At 63.3% G+C, this 14,430-nt stretch carries 22 protein-coding genes and 1 tRNA gene; 2 read left to right on the top strand and 21 right to left on the bottom strand.

Annotation, left to right across the window (positions count from 1 at the left end):
- Positions 1-213: 213 nt before the first annotated feature.
- The 14 genes from ACO06X_RS10720 to ACO06X_RS10655 all read right to left on the bottom strand — a co-directional run bounded on the left by ACO06X_RS10720 (position 214) and on the right by ACO06X_RS10655 (position 7,579).
- Positions 214-846 carry a lytic transglycosylase domain-containing protein gene (locus tag ACO06X_RS10720; RefSeq protein ID WP_421836287.1) on the bottom strand — a complete coding sequence of 211 codons (633 nt, stop codon included), beginning with the start codon at positions 844-846 and terminating at the stop codon, positions 214-216.
- 144 nt (positions 847-990) lie between these two features.
- Positions 991-1,323: a DUF736 domain-containing protein gene (locus ACO06X_RS10715; RefSeq protein WP_421836286.1), complete on the bottom strand. Its 333-nt coding sequence runs from the start codon at positions 1,321-1,323 to the stop codon at positions 991-993.
- The gene (locus tag ACO06X_RS10710; RefSeq protein WP_421836285.1) at positions 1,320-1,913 is read right to left on the bottom strand and encodes a S26 family signal peptidase; all 594 of its coding nucleotides are present in this window, start codon (positions 1,911-1,913) and stop codon (positions 1,320-1,322) included. The genes ACO06X_RS10715 and ACO06X_RS10710 overlap by 4 nt, the downstream gene beginning before the upstream one ends.
- Positions 1,910-2,431, bottom strand: coding sequence for a DUF2840 domain-containing protein (locus ACO06X_RS10705; RefSeq protein ID WP_421836284.1), 522 nt, complete (start codon positions 2,429-2,431; stop codon positions 1,910-1,912). The genes ACO06X_RS10710 and ACO06X_RS10705 overlap by 4 nt, the downstream gene beginning before the upstream one ends.
- Before the next feature lie 235 nt (positions 2,432-2,666).
- A complete protein-coding gene (locus tag ACO06X_RS10700; RefSeq protein ID WP_421836283.1) occupies positions 2,667-3,488 on the bottom strand; it encodes a replication initiator protein A in 822 nt (273 codons plus the stop codon).
- A gap of 62 nt (positions 3,489-3,550) precedes the next feature.
- Positions 3,551-3,802: a helix-turn-helix transcriptional regulator gene (locus ACO06X_RS10695; protein ID WP_006964014.1), complete on the bottom strand. Its 252-nt coding sequence runs from the start codon at positions 3,800-3,802 to the stop codon at positions 3,551-3,553.
- Between the two features lie 118 nt (positions 3,803-3,920).
- Positions 3,921-4,376 (bottom strand): DUF2285 domain-containing protein, encoded by a 456-nt coding sequence (locus ACO06X_RS10690; protein ID WP_421836282.1) that lies wholly within the window; start codon positions 4,374-4,376, stop codon positions 3,921-3,923.
- Between the two features lie 118 nt (positions 4,377-4,494).
- A complete protein-coding gene (locus tag ACO06X_RS10685) occupies positions 4,495-4,692 on the bottom strand; it encodes a transcriptional regulator domain-containing protein (protein WP_421836281.1) in 198 nt (65 codons plus the stop codon).
- A 137-nt stretch (positions 4,693-4,829) separates the two neighbouring features.
- Positions 4,830-5,093: a DNA -binding domain-containing protein gene (locus ACO06X_RS10680; protein WP_421836280.1), complete on the bottom strand. Its 264-nt coding sequence runs from the start codon at positions 5,091-5,093 to the stop codon at positions 4,830-4,832.
- 226 nt (positions 5,094-5,319) lie between these two features.
- Positions 5,320-5,466 (bottom strand): helix-turn-helix domain-containing protein, encoded by a 147-nt coding sequence (locus ACO06X_RS10675; protein ID WP_421836279.1) that lies wholly within the window; start codon positions 5,464-5,466, stop codon positions 5,320-5,322.
- A gap of 165 nt (positions 5,467-5,631) precedes the next feature.
- Positions 5,632-5,949: a DUF736 domain-containing protein gene (locus tag ACO06X_RS10670; protein ID WP_421836278.1), complete on the bottom strand. Its 318-nt coding sequence runs from the start codon at positions 5,947-5,949 to the stop codon at positions 5,632-5,634.
- 380 nt (positions 5,950-6,329) lie between these two features.
- Positions 6,330-6,809, bottom strand: coding sequence for a hypothetical protein (locus tag ACO06X_RS10665; RefSeq protein WP_421836277.1), 480 nt, complete (start codon positions 6,807-6,809; stop codon positions 6,330-6,332).
- A gap of 105 nt (positions 6,810-6,914) precedes the next feature.
- Positions 6,915-7,079, bottom strand: coding sequence for a hypothetical protein (locus tag ACO06X_RS10660; protein WP_421836276.1), 165 nt, complete (start codon positions 7,077-7,079; stop codon positions 6,915-6,917).
- 425 nt (positions 7,080-7,504) lie between these two features.
- Positions 7,505-7,579 (bottom strand) — tRNA-Gly (locus ACO06X_RS10655).
- A 203-nt stretch (positions 7,580-7,782) separates the two neighbouring features.
- Here ACO06X_RS10655 and ACO06X_RS10650 point away from each other — a divergent pair.
- Positions 7,783-8,691 (top strand): tetratricopeptide repeat protein, encoded by a 909-nt coding sequence (locus ACO06X_RS10650; protein WP_421836275.1) that lies wholly within the window; start codon positions 7,783-7,785, stop codon positions 8,689-8,691.
- Between the two features lie 3 nt (positions 8,692-8,694).
- Entirely contained in the window at positions 8,695-9,321 is a 627-nt protein-coding gene (locus ACO06X_RS10645) for an LON peptidase substrate-binding domain-containing protein (RefSeq protein WP_298169023.1), read from the top strand.
- A 1-nt stretch (position 9,322) separates the two neighbouring features.
- On the opposite strand, the gene ACO06X_RS10640 is transcribed toward ACO06X_RS10645, so the two are convergent.
- From ACO06X_RS10640 to ACO06X_RS10610, 7 genes are all read right to left on the bottom strand, one after another.
- Positions 9,323-9,943, bottom strand: coding sequence for a MarC family protein (locus ACO06X_RS10640; protein WP_421836274.1), 621 nt, complete (start codon positions 9,941-9,943; stop codon positions 9,323-9,325).
- Positions 9,944-9,947: 4 nt separating this feature from the next.
- Complete coding sequence (locus tag ACO06X_RS10635) at positions 9,948-10,730, bottom strand: hypothetical protein (RefSeq protein WP_421836273.1); 783 nt, start codon at positions 10,728-10,730, stop codon at positions 9,948-9,950.
- 45 nt (positions 10,731-10,775) lie between these two features.
- Entirely contained in the window at positions 10,776-11,669 is an 894-nt protein-coding gene (folD, locus tag ACO06X_RS10630; RefSeq protein WP_421836272.1) for a bifunctional methylenetetrahydrofolate dehydrogenase/methenyltetrahydrofolate cyclohydrolase FolD, read from the bottom strand.
- A 26-nt stretch (positions 11,670-11,695) separates the two neighbouring features.
- The gene (locus tag ACO06X_RS10625) at positions 11,696-11,995 is read right to left on the bottom strand and encodes a YggT family protein (RefSeq protein WP_421836271.1); all 300 of its coding nucleotides are present in this window, start codon (positions 11,993-11,995) and stop codon (positions 11,696-11,698) included.
- Between the two features lie 155 nt (positions 11,996-12,150).
- Positions 12,151-12,477 (bottom strand): hypothetical protein, encoded by a 327-nt coding sequence (locus tag ACO06X_RS10620; protein ID WP_421836270.1) that lies wholly within the window; start codon positions 12,475-12,477, stop codon positions 12,151-12,153.
- A gap of 248 nt (positions 12,478-12,725) precedes the next feature.
- Positions 12,726-13,664, bottom strand: a complete 939-nt coding sequence (argB, locus tag ACO06X_RS10615; RefSeq protein WP_298169009.1) for an acetylglutamate kinase — start codon at positions 13,662-13,664, stop codon at positions 12,726-12,728.
- A gap of 42 nt (positions 13,665-13,706) precedes the next feature.
- Positions 13,707-14,414 (bottom strand): queuosine precursor transporter, encoded by a 708-nt coding sequence (locus tag ACO06X_RS10610; protein ID WP_421836269.1) that lies wholly within the window; start codon positions 14,412-14,414, stop codon positions 13,707-13,709.
- Between the last annotated feature and the right edge of the window lie 16 nt (positions 14,415-14,430).

Below are 14,430 nucleotides of genomic sequence, written 5' to 3'. Positions count from 1 at the left end.
GCCGCAGTTTTGCGGGTGATTGGGAAACATCGTATGGCAGACTTTGCCCGGTGCCATACGGAATTATCTCGCTACAACAACCACATGAGGGCCAGGTGCTGGCACTCCTTTTATCTTGCCCTCCAAAATTGCCCTCTCGCTCAAACACATGCCTCCCCGCCGTACCTTTCCGACACGACGCCCGAACCGTCAGAGATGCGCTGGTGTAACCCATCACGGATTTCGCGGTGAAAGCGACACAAACAGGGGGTGCGGCGCGGGGCTTGATAACGGCAAAGAGGCCGACGGTGACGCAAGCTGGGTGCGCTGTGGCTGCACATCGGCAGCACCGTCAGTGCTGCTCGCTTCTCCATCGCCGCGCGGTGCGAACAATGTAGCCTGACGCCAAGGATGAGCATTGGCAGGTGACATGGCAGCAGGCGAAGCGATGCTGGCCATTCCAAGACTTGGCGCGATCTGGGCGACGTAGTTGACGGTTTCTGCCGGAAGACTGCGACGACCGGCAGCATAGTCATCGGCACGGCTTGGTCCGGCATTGTAGGCCGCCAGCATCAAGCTGACATTGCGATACCGATCCCACATGGCGCGCAGATATGCCGCACCTCCAAGGATGTTCGCACGCACATCGAACGGGTCAGAGCCAAGGCCATGTCGCGCGCTCAGCATAGACCAAGTGCCGGGCATGATCTGCATCAGCCCTACGGCTCCTGCAGGCGAAACCGCACGCGAATTGCCGCGACTTTCCGCCCGCATCACAGCCCATATCCACAGCTCGGGAATGCCGAAGCGCTGCGATGCCTCTGCGACATGCGGCGCATAAGGATGCGCTGCAAACTGGTCAGGCACCGTCGCAACTGCGGCAACCGGAGAAGTCGCCGCTGCCAAGCTGAGAGCGAAACAAGTGCCGGGAAGGAGAAGGTGAAGGCGCAGCCGAACGGCAATCCGAACTACGGAACACCTGCGACGGCGAAGCGAAGCAACGGTCATGGCCTATTTCCGATCGCGATTGGTCGGACGCGACCAGAGCAGGTGATGCTCGTCGTCACGGGACATGGAGCGAAGCAGGTTGGCGCGCAGGGGTTGGGCAAAGGCCGGGTCGTCGATCTGCACCGCGACAAAGGCACCGGCGCGTTCGCCTGTGCGGTTCCAGCCAGCACCGATTTCAGTGCCGGTTTCGGCATCGCCGAGCAGCACGCGCCAGTCGGGTGCATTGTCGCTGTCGTTCGATGGGGCCGGGACGAGCGTCACGACAGCATCGAGCATGAGGGTCCGGATTTGCCCGGTGAAGCTGTCTTGCGCGGAATGAAAGATGCCGATCATCATGGCCTGTGCTCCTGGTTGGTGGTTGGGGAAGCGGCGGATGCGCCAAAGCCACGCCAGCGCAGGGGCTGGTCAGGTGCATCACGGGTAAGGATGGGGTGTGCCGTGCCGATAAGGCCGGCTGCGGGCAGAGCACCGAAATAGCGCCCATCAAGGCTATCAGGCGCCGGGTTCAACAGGAACAATTCGTCTGTTCGAACGCGGTGACAGCCCTGCCAGCTTGGCAAAGGCCGACCCAATCTGTCGTGCGATTTGGCTATGGCGACACGGTTGCCGTCCACCGAGACGACAGCGCCGGCGCGGCACAACCATTGCCCGGGCAAAGCCGCGACATGTTTCATAAGCGGCACGCCGATTGGCAAATAATGGCGCTCGGCCATCATCCGCGCGGTCGCAGTCGGCGGCACAATGGCGACCAGTTCGCCGAGCCTTGGGCGTGTGCCGCTCGCGAGGCGATAGAGGCCGACGGGCGCACTGGCGCTCGCGTTCCACATTAGTCGCGGTCGCGGCGACAGCATGGCGACTGCTGCGAACCCGGCGCTGAACAAGCCTGCCCACAGTATCGTGGCGCGAACATAGCGGCGGCGGCTCATGCTTCGAGCGCCTTGCGCCGGAGCCAGGCCGCGTGCCGCTCCGCTGTGTAAGCCCGGAACGGCATTCCGGCATTCAGCCGGTTGCCGACGTGGCGCCAGTGATCGGGCGATGCGTCGCACGGATCAACCCCGGCGGCTTCAACAGCGTCAATGGCTTGCAACACCTGTGCGACCTTGGGCCAGCCCTCGATGTGCAGCAGAATGTCAGCGCCGGGACGGACAAACGGCAACGTCGTGTAGGCCTCGCCTGGTGCCACTGCCGTTACGATGTCGATGCACGAATGGATGGTGCCATAGTCGTTCGACGACCAGCGCACGAAGGCGAAGACCGCGCCGGGACGGAATGCGATGACGCGCGTGCGGCGGTTGATGATCGTGTCAGCCGCGATGCGCCCGAAGCGGATCCATTGTTCGTAGCGCTTCTCGATCCAGGTCACTTCGACCTCGGTCAGGGCGCTGGCTGTTGCTGACCTGATGGCGTGCGACGAGATGTGCCGCTGCGCAGTTGGCTCGCTCATGGCCGCGCTCCTGCCACCGCGAACCCGACAGGCTTGACGCGGACGGTGGCACCGCGATTATCCACAGGCTGCAAAAGGGTTAGCAAGAATCCGAAGGATTCTTTTCTATTAGCATCGTTAGAGGAGCGCCGATTTGCCTCAGAATTCTGCGGGTTTCCGCATGGTCCCGGTTTTCGATAGGCCGAGGATCGGGTTTTCGATGGGCCGAGTCCGACGGTTTTTGATAGGCCGAATGTCATGCCAACTTCTCCACAGGGAAACCGACGCGCCGGGCAGCGGCAACGAACGGGTCGACGGGGATGGGTTTGAAGATCAGCCGCTCGCGGCCGAAGCTGTGCTCAAGGCTCAAATGGTAGCCCGGGAGAGACTGCTGCCGGACGATGGTCCGCAGCTCGAATGCGAATTGCTTGAGCGGCGAAAGCGCACCTGATTTGAGATGAAGGTGCAGAACGTCGAAACTCCAGCCACCGCGCTGATGTCCACCATGCTTGCGCACGATACGGTAGAGCCAGCGTTCAACGCCCCCTGTCAGCGCAAAATAGGCGCGGTCGATCGTCAGGATCAGGCCGCGATCGAGCACACCCGCATAGAACCAGTCGGGCAGGATAAGCTCGATGCCAACGGCGCGGCCACGGTCGTCGAGTGTTTCCCGCCATTCGTTGATCCAGGAGAAACGGTGACGGCGGCGCTGGTGCTGCTGGCGGATCGACGTGGCAACGGTCGTCGATTGCAAGCGGTCGAGCGCCGCGCGCAGCCGCTCATAATGGTCCTTTCCAGTCCCGCGCCCGATGAAGGTCAGAATCTCGTGCGGACGGGCGGCGATGTGCCGAGATGTCGGGCGACCTGCGTCGCGCGCTTCGACGAGCTGACTCGCCGCCCAAATCAGAATGTCGGCATCCCAGATGGTCGCCATGCCGTGTTCGGCTACGGCTTCGACCGAGATCCATGTGGCCCCCATTGCGAAGTCGATCGGCGCGGAGCGCCGCGACTTGGCAAGGCTGAAGAAGGGCCAGGACATCAGATCCTGAGCATCGCGCGCGGCAATGTCACCGGGCATCGAGTAGAACAGGTCGAGCTGCGCACATTTTTCATGCGCGGAAGAGGCAGCTGAACTTCGCATCAACGGCGCACCGGTCGCGCTGAAAGGCAAATGCCTTGTCCGGGATCGGATGTTGAATTGCGGCGACCATTTTGCGCCCAGGCATCGAGATCGACTATGGCATAGACAATCCGCCGACCAAGTTTGTGAAAGGCCGGCCCCGTCCCATAGCAACGATGCTTTTCAAGCGTGCGGGCTGACAGACCCAAATGCACGGCAGCATCGGGCGTCCTGACATAGCGCGGGAATACCGGGACGAAATCTCCATCCATGAAACGTCTCCTGTGAAGTGCCGGACACAAGGGGTTGGCCCGGCGAGCAGGAGGCGAGATTTGAGATTTTCAGGGATTTGGGTGAACGGACATAAGGCGTGGCTGCCGAATGTCCCGATCAGTGGCCGCTCAATAGGGCGATATAGCCGCCGTCGCGCATAGCGAGCGCCTGTCGCTGCCAGCGCGCAATCCGCTTACGCTCGCTCGACGTGTCCCATTCGGCGGCCGAATATCGCCCGGCATCGCGGGCGATAAGTTCGATGGCCAATTCGCGCGTGGTTGCACCGCCGGACAGCGCATCGAGCAACCGAAGCCATTGGACCAGACGCCAGTGCTCTGACGGACCGGGCGCAAGGCAGAACGGGAGCTTCTTCACATGCCCGAGACCGCAATGGTCATGAAAATCGGAAACGGCGGCCTTCCGTGTTTCCCAAAATGCGTCGCCCGGAAGAACATAGGCGAGCGGTTCGGTCTCTGTTGTCTCGCCGCAAATATTCAGGCGGTAGCGGCGCTTCGCCGTCGAGAGGACGAGATGCCGCCCTTCCTCATCGCGGTGCTCGGCCGCGATATTCATGCCGTCGACAATTTCGGCTTGGCTGCAGCCGTCGCAAGGGAAAGGAGCCGGGCGCAAAAGGATGACGCTGGCCGCGGTAGATGGGTGCCAGATGATCGGGAGATGGTGGGCCGGGAGGTCAGGGTCCGCAGCGAAAGACCAACCCCCAGTGCCGGGCCAGACGACTCAGCGCGAGTGGCGCAGCGTCAACGGCTTCAGCATATTGGTCGCGATAGTCGGGATTGCGGCGAAGAAACTCCTGCGCGAAATCTGCGCGGTCATAGGTTTCAAACGTTTTGGCGTAATTCTCCGAACGCCAGTCGGGCGGCTTCTCCATCGCACCTCTCCTATGAGGTTTTTTTGGAGTCGAACGATCATGTCGGAGCCCTGATGAGAGAAGTGCTCGAGTCAGTTCCGGGCTCCCCCGAGGGGGGGCACAATCGATTGCGCCATATTGGTCTTAACTACCCGGTTTTATTGGGTTCGCGGGACCAGAAGGTGTTTGTAGCCGTGTTCCGTCATCCACTTGGCGCGGGCGAGATGGCCATCATAGACCTTGCGCGCGCGCTCCGGCTCACTGGCAGGATCGATGGCGAAGATGATCGAAACCGCCTCTTCCCATGAAGCCCCGTCCTTTTCAGCATCCAGCAGGCGAAGATACGTGACGAGGTGGCGCTCATCATACTCGCTCAATCGGCCTGACTGCGGTGGTTCATCGGCAAACTCAGGAGCCGACATGGGTCTCTCCTTGTAGCAAAACCTGTTTAGTGACTGCGCCCCTGCAACGCGCGCAGAGAAGCAGGGTGAACTTATCCCCAATCGGGCAGAGCGCTATCCCCAGCATCGGATAATGCCGAGCCCAGATTGCCGGGACAAAACATTCCCAGAGGCAATGATCTGCCTGTTGTAGTTCAGAAATTGTAAAATTGCTGCTGAGATTCGGTGAATGACGGTAGGTTTGCGTTCAACGACCGCCAGGTTTTTCGAAAAATTGCACGGGATCGACGGCAAGTTCTTCTGCGAGTCGCTCGATTGTGTCGAGCGTCGGCGAATTGGCTGCGCGTTCGAGAAGGCCGACATAGTTTCGGTTGATTCCGGCACGATGCGCCAATTCCTCCTGCGAAAGCCCACTGGCGTGTCGCAATCGCCTTAAATTCGTCCCAAAAATCTCCCGAAGCCTCATGCTTCGTGGGTCGGCGTAACCCTAATATACTGCCACCCAATATACTAGGGATTCGTCATCGCCCGGTGTGACCCGGGCGATGACTTGGCCGATTCAATGGTCGTTGCGGCGGCTCGGGCGGTTCCAGACCAGATCGTGACTGCCGTCCTCGGCTTCGAAGAGCTGGGCGAAAATGGGCGCCATGAAGCTGGGGTCGTCGAGCTTCACCGAGAGGTACGGCCGGTCGTCCTGGGTGTGCTTTTTCCAGGCTGCGCCGATTTCGACTTCGCCGATGAGGACCCGATGGGTGGGGGCATTGCCGCTGGTGTTTTCATCCGCGACGATCCTGACTGATTTGGCCTGAAGTGCGAGAGTGACGATCTGGCCGCGGAGTTCACCCGAAACCATTTTGAAGTTGCCGATCTTTGCCATGGGTATTTCCTTTCCGTTGGACGGGACCGCGCCAGTGCGGCCTCGATGCGCGGAAAAGGGTCAGGCAGTGGCAAGGTGCCGCAGCGTCAGCCCGCAGCGTTAGCGAAGGACGGTGTGGCCGGGCTTTCTTGTCTCGCGAGGAACGGCGGAACGCCGGGGGAAGAAAGTTCGGCAAGCACCGTTTCGGCAAGCCTGCCAAGCGAAGCGTCTGGCTGACATGGGCGCGGATCGAAAGAGGCCGTACTGGTCGGTTCTGCCGGGAAGGACGCCAGATGCAGATCGCATGCACTGGCTCGGGTGAACGCAGGCCCTGAACCCTCGGTTCAAAATCGGTCAAGCAAAGGAAGCGACCGGACCGGCGGTATTGGCCCCTCACGCCATCACTCGGCCGACATGGATTGGCCTGTAGAGGCTTGCCCAGCCACGGGACCGGCAAACTGTGAGGTGACGTGCGTATCACGCTCCGACATCGTCACGCTTCGCCATGCCGAGAGGGATGTCGCCATAGCAGCGATGTATCCAAGGATCGCCAGCAGCATGCTGTTGTCCGTTGCCAGTGATCCAAGCGCGTGCGCGGCCTGAAAACCGGCGAAGCCCGCGGGTATGGCAAAGAGGCACGCGATCCCGACACGGATCATGGGAGAGCGGATGAAGGCAATGAGGCCCTGCACAATCAGAAGCGTGGCAATGCCTGCCGCCAGTCCGCCCAGGATTGCTCCGAGATGGCCAACATCGTGGCCGAGCAGCAGGAAAGCACAAGTGAGCCCGGCATAGACAGGCAGCGCGTAGCTGGCGAGGCGGAAGAGCAGCGCGAGCACATAAAGGCCAGCCACGGCCCCGAGGATGAGAAAAATGGTCATAAGCGTCCCTTGTCTGGACGCGCTCGCCACCACCTCCTCAGCGCAATCTGCGGTGCAAGAATAGCACGGCAGGGCACAGGCCGAAAAGGCGAAATGTGCCTGAGGTTAGCGGCTGAAGGGGTCATATTCGCGAACCACCTGTTTGGGGTCACCGTCAAATTCGTCAGCGGGGATGACGAAGTAGCCCTGATTGGTTTCGATGAGGACGATGACCGTCATCAGCGTCCGGGAGAGGTTCCAGCCAAGCGATTGTGCGGTTGCCAGTGGCATGTTGCGGCTCCTGCCTAGGAGCGGGACCACCCCGCTCGACAGTCGCCCCACAGGCCGGGGGCTGGCCGCAATCACCGCAGCAAAGCTGCGGCCGCACGCGCACGCGTAGCGGACCCTTCACGGGTTGATTGAAGGAGGGCAGGCTTCGAGCCCAGGGATTAGCGGCTAATGCGAGTGGATGGTTCTGCGGCGGAGCGAGCGATCCGCCTACCAGTGCCTATGCCAAAGTAGCTCACTCGGGCCGACAGGCTTGAGATCGGCGATCGATGCGATCAGTCTAAGCTGAACTTGGGAGAACGCCTGACCAGCCCTGAGTTGGATTTGAATTGGTGACAATGTGGTGACAACGGCGAGCGATTGGAGCTTTGTCACCAAGCCCTCGCGAGCTACGCGAGGTGCAACTAATTAGTTTTCTTGGGGAAAACTGGAGCGGGCGAAGGGATTCGAACCCTCGACCCCAACCTTGGCAAGGTTGTGCTCTACCCCTGAGCTACGCCCGCTCGTGCGTTTCGGATCGGGCTGCCTGAAGGCCCCCGACCGGGGTGAAGCGCGCCCTTAGCTTCATGGGCTGGCCCGCGCAACAGCAAAAATGCGCGCAGGCCCCATCGCTTGCCCTCTTGCCCGCAAATGCCCTTGCCGAACCGCCCCCGCTTCCCACATGGGGGCAAGACATTCATTCACGTTTCAGCGCGGAGACCGACCAGTGGCAAGCCTTGGCCTCAATCTCGAAGAGCAGAAAGCGGTGGACCGCTTCCGCAAGGCTGTGGTCGAACCATCGATGACCAAGCTCGTCGTGCTCGATTTCTGGGCCGAATGGTGCGGGCCGTGCAAGGCGCTCACCCCGCTGCTAGAAAAAGTCTGCGGCGAATACGCTGAAAAGGGCGTCGTCCTCGCCAAGATCAACGTCGATGAGGAACAGTTCATCGCCGCGCAGTTCCAGGTGCGCTCGATCCCGACGGTCTATGCCATGTTCCAGGGCCAGCCGGTGGCGGACCTGACGCCCGCGCGCAGCGAATCGCAATTGCGTCAGATGCTCGATCAGATGCTGGCGCGCCTTCCGATCCAGGCGGGGGACGAACCCGCGCAGGATATCGCCCCGCTCCTCGCCATGGGTGAGGAAGTGCTCGCGCTTGGCGATGGTGAACGCGCGGTCGGCATCTTCTCCCAGATCGCGGAGATCGCGCCGGACAATGCCGCCGCCCAGTCCGGCCTGATCCGCGCGCTGCTCATGGCGGGCGACAAGGCGGCGGCGGAGGAGGTGCTTGCCGCGCTCGATCCCAAGTTGGCTGAAGATCCCGCGCTGGCGCAGGCCCGTTCCGCGCTCGCGCTCGCTGCCGATGCGCCCGAGCCCAGCGAGCTTGACGGCCTGCGCGCCGCCGTCGCCGCCAATCCGGACGACATGGACGCGCAACTCGCACTCGCCAACGGGCTCTATGCTGCCGGTGACCGCGATGGCGCGGCGGGCCTGCTCCTCGGCATGGTCGCGCGCGACCGGGCGTGGAACGAAGGCGCCGCGCGCACCTGCCTGCTGCAGATATTCGAAGCCATCGGCCTTGAAGATCCGTGGGTTGCGGCCACCCGCCGCAAGCTTTCCACCGTGCTGTTCGGCTAAGCCATGGCGCAGGACAGCAGGCCGGTGCGCCTCTCGATCTTCCCGCTCACGGGCGCGCTGCTCTTCCCCGGGCTGCAGTTGCCCCTGCACATTTTCGAGCCGCGCTACCGCTCGATGATCTCCGATTCGCTGGTGCGTGACCGGCGCATCGCAATGATCCAGCCGCAGGGCCAATATGATGGCGCCCCGCTGTTCCAGATCGGCTGCGTCGGCAAGATCGGCGAAGTCGAAGCGATGGAGGACGGGCGCTACAACGTGATTCTCGAGGGGCTATCGCGCTTTCGCCTGCTGCGCGAACTCGATGTGACCACGCCGTTCCGGCAGGTCGAAGGTGAGCTGATCGAGGATGACGCGGGCGCCAGCCTCAGCGCGGTCGAACGCGCCTCGTTCGAACGCGAGGCGCGCCGTTTTGCCGATGCGCAGGGCTATTCGGTCGATTGGGATTCGGTCGGTCGGCTCGACGATGTCTCGCTGATCAACGGCGTCTCGCAAATCGCCCCGTTCGATGCCGCCGCCAAGCAGGCCCTGCTCGAAGCCGACAGCCTCGCTGCTCGGTGCGAATTGCTGGTCCAGCTCATGCAATTCTTCGGCCGCCGCGATTCGGACGACGGGCGCGTGACCCTGCAGTAGTTCAGAACTGCGCCCTGATCCCGTCGATCACGAACTGCGCGGCAAGCGCGGCCAGCAGCACACCGAGCAGCCGGGTGATCACCGCCTCGACCTGCGAGCCCAGTGCCCGGATGATCGGCCGCGCGGCGACCAGCGCGATGAAGCTCAGCAGCATGACCGCGCCGAGCGCTGCGAGGATCACCAGCGTCTCGGGCAAGCCATGCGCGCGTGCGGTGAGCAGCATGACCGATGCGATCGAGCCCGGTCCCGCCAGCATCGGCATGGCCATCGGGAAGACGGAAACGTCCTCCACCTGCGGCTGCGCGGCGCGCACTTTCTCCGCCCGCTCCTCGCGCCGCTCGGTGCGCTTCTCGAACACCATGTCGATCGCGATCATGAACAGCATGATGCCGCCGGCGATGCGGAAGCTGTCGAGTTCGATGTGCAGCGCACCGAGCAGATCCTCGCCGAACAGCGCGAAGACCACGAGGATGCCGCTGGCGATCAGGCATGCGCGCAAGGCCATGATGAAGGCCTGCCGCGGCGTGGCATTGGCCGTCAGCCCGGCATAGATCGGCGCGCAGCCGGGCGGGTCGATCACCACGAACAGCGTTGTGAAGGCAGAGAGGAACAGAGCCAGCATTATCCTACCCCTCGTTCTTCGCGACTTCGGTGCGCTTCAGCACCTCGTTCATCTTGCCGTCCTGCCACAGCCACACGGTCCATTCGCGCGTCCCGCCGGGCAGTACGGTGGAGCGCCAGACGAGCGTGCCGTCGATCGAGCGGCCATCCTTGCTATCGGACCCGGCAGGAGCGGTCAGCGTCGGGATCGGTCCGGCCAGCGGGCGAGGCGGCGGGGGCGGATCACCGCGCTTGGGCTTGGGCGGTGCGTCCGCCAGCGGATCGCGGCGCGGGCGCGGCGGGCAATCGGCGACCTTGCCGGTGATGAAGTCGGCCCCCGCCAGCGGCGCGGCGAGATCACCGCCCTGATCGAGTACCCACTTGTAGTCACCCTTCTTGCGCTGGCGCTGCCACACGGTGGAGAACCAGCCATTTGCTGCGCCTGCCTGATAGCCGCCGAAGGTCACACCCGCGCTGCCGTCGCAGCTCATCCAGACCGAGCTCGGCTGCCATTGCACCGCTTGCGGCGGATTCGCGCGGCCCTTTAGCCAGAGTTTGGCGGCCACGCGCTGCGGCACGAACATTTCCGCCTCGTCGGTGGCGGTCGCGGCAAAGGCGGACCACTGGCCCTTCTCGCGCGCCAGCCGTGCAAACGCGCTCTCCGCTGCAATCAGCGCGCTGGGATTGCCGATGGGGGTGATGGCGCTGCCAAAGCTGGCTGGACCCCCGCGCGGGTCCTGCGCCGCAACGGGCAGGGCGAGGGTGAGCAGGGCGGGGGCGAGCAAGGCGAGGGTTAGCAGGCGCTTCATGCGGGCAAGCCTAGAGCAGGCTGCCGGCAATAGAAAGGCAGCGCCTCAGATCGCGTCCGCAGCCAACTCCAGCCCGGCGCCCCGATAGGCGGCAACGAGGGCATTGCGCAGCAGTACCGCGATGGTCATCGGGCCGACCCCGCCGGGCACCGGCGTAACTGCGCCTGCAACGTCCATCGCGCCCGCATAATCGACATCGCCGACCAGCCGCGTCTTGCCTGCCTCGGCGGCAGGTACGCGGTTGATGCCGACGTCGATTACGGTCGCACCGGGCTTGATCCAATCCGCCTTGACCATTTCCTGACGGCCGACAGCTGCCACGACGATATCCGCGCGGCGCACCACTTGCGGCAGGTCCTTGGTGCGGCTGTGCGCAATCGTAACCGTGCAGCTCTCAGCCAGCAGCAGCTGCGCCATCGGCTTGCCGACGATGTTGGAACGCCCGATCACCACCGCATCGAGGCCGGAGAGCGAACCGAGCCGGTCCTTCAGCAGCATCAGGCAGCCGAGCGGCGTGCAGGGCACGAAGCCCGGCTGGCCCACCGCAAGGCGGCCTGCGCTGATCACGTGGAAACCGTCCACGTCCTTGTCCGGGTTGATCGTGGAGATCACCTTCTGCTCGTCCATGTGCGAAGGTAGTGGCAGCTGCACGAGAATGCCATCGACCGCAGGATCGGTGTTCAGTTGCTCGACCAGCGCGAGGAGATCGGCCTCCGGCGTTTCAGCGGGCAGGCGGTGCTCGAAGCTTGCCATCCCGGCCTCGATGGTCTGCTTGCCCTTGGAGCGGACGTAGACCTGGCTCGCGGGATCTTCGCCCACCAGCACCACGGCAAGGCCTGCCTTGCGGCCTGCTTTGGCTTCGAACGCGGCGGCAAGCTCTCCCACCTTCGCGCGCAGCGTTGCGGCAAAGGCCTTCCCATCGATCATCGCGGCAGTCATTGCAGTACTCTCGGGTTGCAGTTGGATCAGTACGGCGTGGTCATGTCGGCGAGGAAGATGAGAACGCGGACAACCAGATCCAGGCCGAAGATCACGATCATCGGCGAGAAATCGATGGCTCCGGTGTTTGGCATCGCCCGGCGGATGGGATTCAAGAGCGGGTCAAGGATCGCATTGAGCGCTGTCAGCAAGGCCGAAACAACCTTGTTGCGCTGGCTCACCACGTTGAATGCGATCAGCATGCTCAAAATAAACGAAATGATTACAACGATCTGAAGCAGCTGAATAAGCTTGATCAGGGCTGCAATCAGCGAGAACAACAGCATTACGCATTCCCTATGTCAGCAAGGAGTGCACGCTCCTAGCCGACCCTCTCCCGAAGCCACAAGGGGCCCCTCGCCGAACGACCGACGGCGATGGACAAACTTGTATGTGTTGCATACAAATTTGTCCAGACCCTTACCCGTGGGAATGCCGATTTTCAGAGCTTGAGCGTGGTGCTTTCGATGTGCCAGCGCAGTTGCTCCGACGTGGCACCGTCGACGTCGTTGACCCGGCGCAGCACGACTTCGCCCGTGATGATGCGCGAACCGTCGGTGATCGTGACCGGCGCAGTGTAGTAGATCGAGCCCGCCGCGCCTTCGCTTTCACCCTTGCCAAAGGTCACTTTCGGATAGTGCAGCCCGGCCCACCGTGCCGCGAAGTCGGCCTCCGAAAGGCCGCTGCGCGCGCCCAGATCACCCCAGAAGGCGCGGACCACCACCCAATCGCGCGCCTCGATCGCATCGCCCCATGCGCGCAGGACCACGTCGGGATCGCGCGAAGCGGGGGGACGGGCCGGCGCAGGCGGTGGGCGCGCATCAGGCGTTGCTGATGTATCCGGGGCAGGCGACTCCGCGGGGGAAACCGCCGGCGAGCCTGTGGGAGAAGGCGAAGGTGCAGGAGCCCGGGCCGTGCAGGCCGCGAGGGCGAGCAGGGCGGCAGCGCAGAGAAAGCGGTGTATCATGCAAGGCCAACGCCCCGCAGCCGCGCCGGTTCCCTGCGCCGCACCCGGCTTCACGCGCGAATCAGCGTACCGGCACCGCGCGCAGTGAAAATTTCGATCAGCATCGCGTGCGGCACGCGCCCATCAAGCACGACTGCCGCCTCGCATCCGGCTTCCACCGCATGGACGCAGGTCTCGAGCTTGGGGATCATGCCGCCGCTGATCGTGCCGTCCTCGGCAAGGCGGGTGATGTCTGCCGGGGTGAGGTCGGTCAGCAGGCGGCGCTCCTTGTCGAGCACGCCGGGCACGTCGGTCAGCAGGAACAGCCGCGCCGCGCCGAGCGCTGCAGCAATCGCACCGGCCATGGTGTCGGCGTTGATATTGTAGGTTTCGCCATCCTCGCCCACGCCGATCGGGGCGATCACCGGGATCATGTTGGCGCCGGTGATGGTGTCGATCACCGTGGTGTCGATCTTCGCCGGTTCGCCGACGAAGCCGAGATCGACGACGATGGCTTCTCCGCTTTCGGCGTCGTTGATCGCCTTGGGGGCCTTCTTCGCCTCGACCTTGCGGGCGATCACCATGCCGCCGTCCTTGCCGGAAATGCCGATGGCCTTGCCTCCGGCGCGAGCGATCCAGCTGACGAGTTCCTTGTTGATCGCGCCGGCGAGGACCATCTCGGCGACCTCAGCGGTCTGCTTGTCGGTCACCCGAAGGCCATCGACGAAGCGCGATTCGATGCCGAGGGCCTTCAACATGCGCCCGATCTGCGGCCCGCCGCCGTGGACGACCACCGGATTGATGCCGACTGCCTTCAGCAGCACGATGTCTTCGGCAAAATCCTGCGCGAGATCGGGATCGCCCATGGCATGCCCGCCATACTTCACCACGAAGGTCTTGCCCGCATATCGCTGCAAGTAAGGCAGCGCCTCGGTGAGCGTTTCGGCCTTGGCGAGCATCGCCTTGTGATGGGCGGCGTCGTCGGCTGCGGGATCGTGCGTGGTTGCCATGATGCGCCGCGCTTTGGACCAAGCAGCCCGAAGGTGCAATATTTAGCGGAATGTCTGGCTTTGGCCGTCGAGCTTGCGGCCCAACTTGACGAAGGCCCAGATCAGCGGCGGCACCATGATCGTGGAGAGCAGCAGCTTGGCGGCGATCTGGCCCGCCATGATCTCGCCAATCGGCAGCGGCACGCCGGCAGCATCCGTTACTCCGGCGAACGAGATCGTGATGAAGATCAGCGTATCGACCATCTGGCTGAGGAGGCTGGCGATCCAGGCGCGCAGGATCAACAGCCGCCCGCGTCCACCGGCAAGCCGCGAGAAGACATAGACATTGAGCGTCTGCGAGGTGCCGTAGGAAATAAGGCCCGCAAACTGCATCCGGGCGCCTTGGCCGAGCAGGCGCGCATAGGCTTCCTGATCGCCCCAGAACGGCGCGGGGGGCACCACCTTGATCACGAAGGTAAGCAGCAGCATCGAGACGATCAGCGGCACGAAGCCGAAGCGCACCAGCGTGTTGGCTACGTCCTGCCCGTAGAGTTCAGCGACGGCGCTGGCCATGACAACCAGCAGCAGGAACGCGAAGATCCCGCTTTCGACCGCCAGATCGCCAAGCAGTGGCCAGTGCCCGAGCGCGGCGATCTTGGTGCCAAGCACGCCGGCCAGCACGACAAGCCCGCCATAGAGCAACGAAAAGGCGAAGAGCGAGGTGGGAATGCCCGAAGTTAAGGGCGTTGCGGCGCGTGACGTGTGTTGCATTGGCAAGGGTTAGCGG

This window comes from Novosphingobium sp. (genome assembly GCF_965229225.1).
In the GTDB taxonomy this organism is placed as follows: domain Bacteria; phylum Pseudomonadota; class Alphaproteobacteria; order Sphingomonadales; family Sphingomonadaceae; genus Novosphingobium.
This window is presented reverse-complemented; position numbering and strand designations above follow the sequence as displayed.

Bases quoted from the DNA above. Each gene is read 5' to 3' on its own strand.
- ACO06X_RS10625 (WP_421836271.1), bottom strand. From the start codon at position 11,995: ATGCTGTTGTTCTCGCTGATTGCAGCCCTGATCAAGCTTATTCAGCTG.
- ACO06X_RS10680 (WP_421836280.1), bottom strand. From the start codon at position 5,093: ATGTCGGCTCCTGAGTTTGCCGATGAACCACCGCAGTCAGGCCGATTG.
- ACO06X_RS10670 (WP_421836278.1), bottom strand. From the start codon at position 5,949: ATGGCAAAGATCGGCAACTTCAAAATGGTTTCGGGTGAACTCCGCGGC.
- ACO06X_RS10715 (WP_421836286.1), bottom strand. From the start codon at position 1,323: ATGATGATCGGCATCTTTCATTCCGCGCAAGACAGCTTCACCGGGCAA.
- ACO06X_RS10710 (WP_421836285.1), bottom strand. From the start codon at position 1,913: ATGAGCCGCCGCCGCTATGTTCGCGCCACGATACTGTGGGCAGGCTTG.
- ACO06X_RS10690 (WP_421836282.1), bottom strand. From the start codon at position 4,376: ATGAATATCGCGGCCGAGCACCGCGATGAGGAAGGGCGGCATCTCGTC.
- ACO06X_RS10700 (WP_421836283.1), bottom strand. From the start codon at position 3,488: ATGCCCGGTGACATTGCCGCGCGCGATGCTCAGGATCTGATGTCCTGG.
- folD (WP_421836272.1), bottom strand. From the start codon at position 11,669: ATGACTGCCGCGATGATCGATGGGAAGGCCTTTGCCGCAACGCTGCGC.
- ACO06X_RS10635 (WP_421836273.1), bottom strand. From the start codon at position 10,730: ATGAAGCGCCTGCTAACCCTCGCCTTGCTCGCCCCCGCCCTGCTCACC.
- ACO06X_RS10660 (WP_421836276.1), bottom strand. From the start codon at position 7,079: ATGCCACTGGCAACCGCACAATCGCTTGGCTGGAACCTCTCCCGGACG.
- argB (WP_298169009.1), bottom strand. From the start codon at position 13,664: ATGGCAACCACGCACGATCCCGCAGCCGACGACGCCGCCCATCACAAG.
- ACO06X_RS10610 (WP_421836269.1), bottom strand. From the start codon at position 14,414: ATGCAACACACGTCACGCGCCGCAACGCCCTTAACTTCGGGCATTCCC.
- ACO06X_RS10640 (WP_421836274.1), bottom strand. From the start codon at position 9,943: ATGCTGGCTCTGTTCCTCTCTGCCTTCACAACGCTGTTCGTGGTGATC.
- ACO06X_RS10685 (WP_421836281.1), bottom strand. From the start codon at position 4,692: ATGGAGAAGCCGCCCGACTGGCGTTCGGAGAATTACGCCAAAACGTTT.
- ACO06X_RS10665 (WP_421836277.1), bottom strand. From the start codon at position 6,809: ATGACCATTTTTCTCATCCTCGGGGCCGTGGCTGGCCTTTATGTGCTC.
- ACO06X_RS10705 (WP_421836284.1), bottom strand. From the start codon at position 2,431: ATGAGCGAGCCAACTGCGCAGCGGCACATCTCGTCGCACGCCATCAGG.
- ACO06X_RS10645 (WP_298169023.1), top strand. From the start codon at position 8,695: ATGGCGCAGGACAGCAGGCCGGTGCGCCTCTCGATCTTCCCGCTCACG.
- ACO06X_RS10695 (WP_006964014.1), bottom strand. From the start codon at position 3,802: ATGGATGGAGATTTCGTCCCGGTATTCCCGCGCTATGTCAGGACGCCC.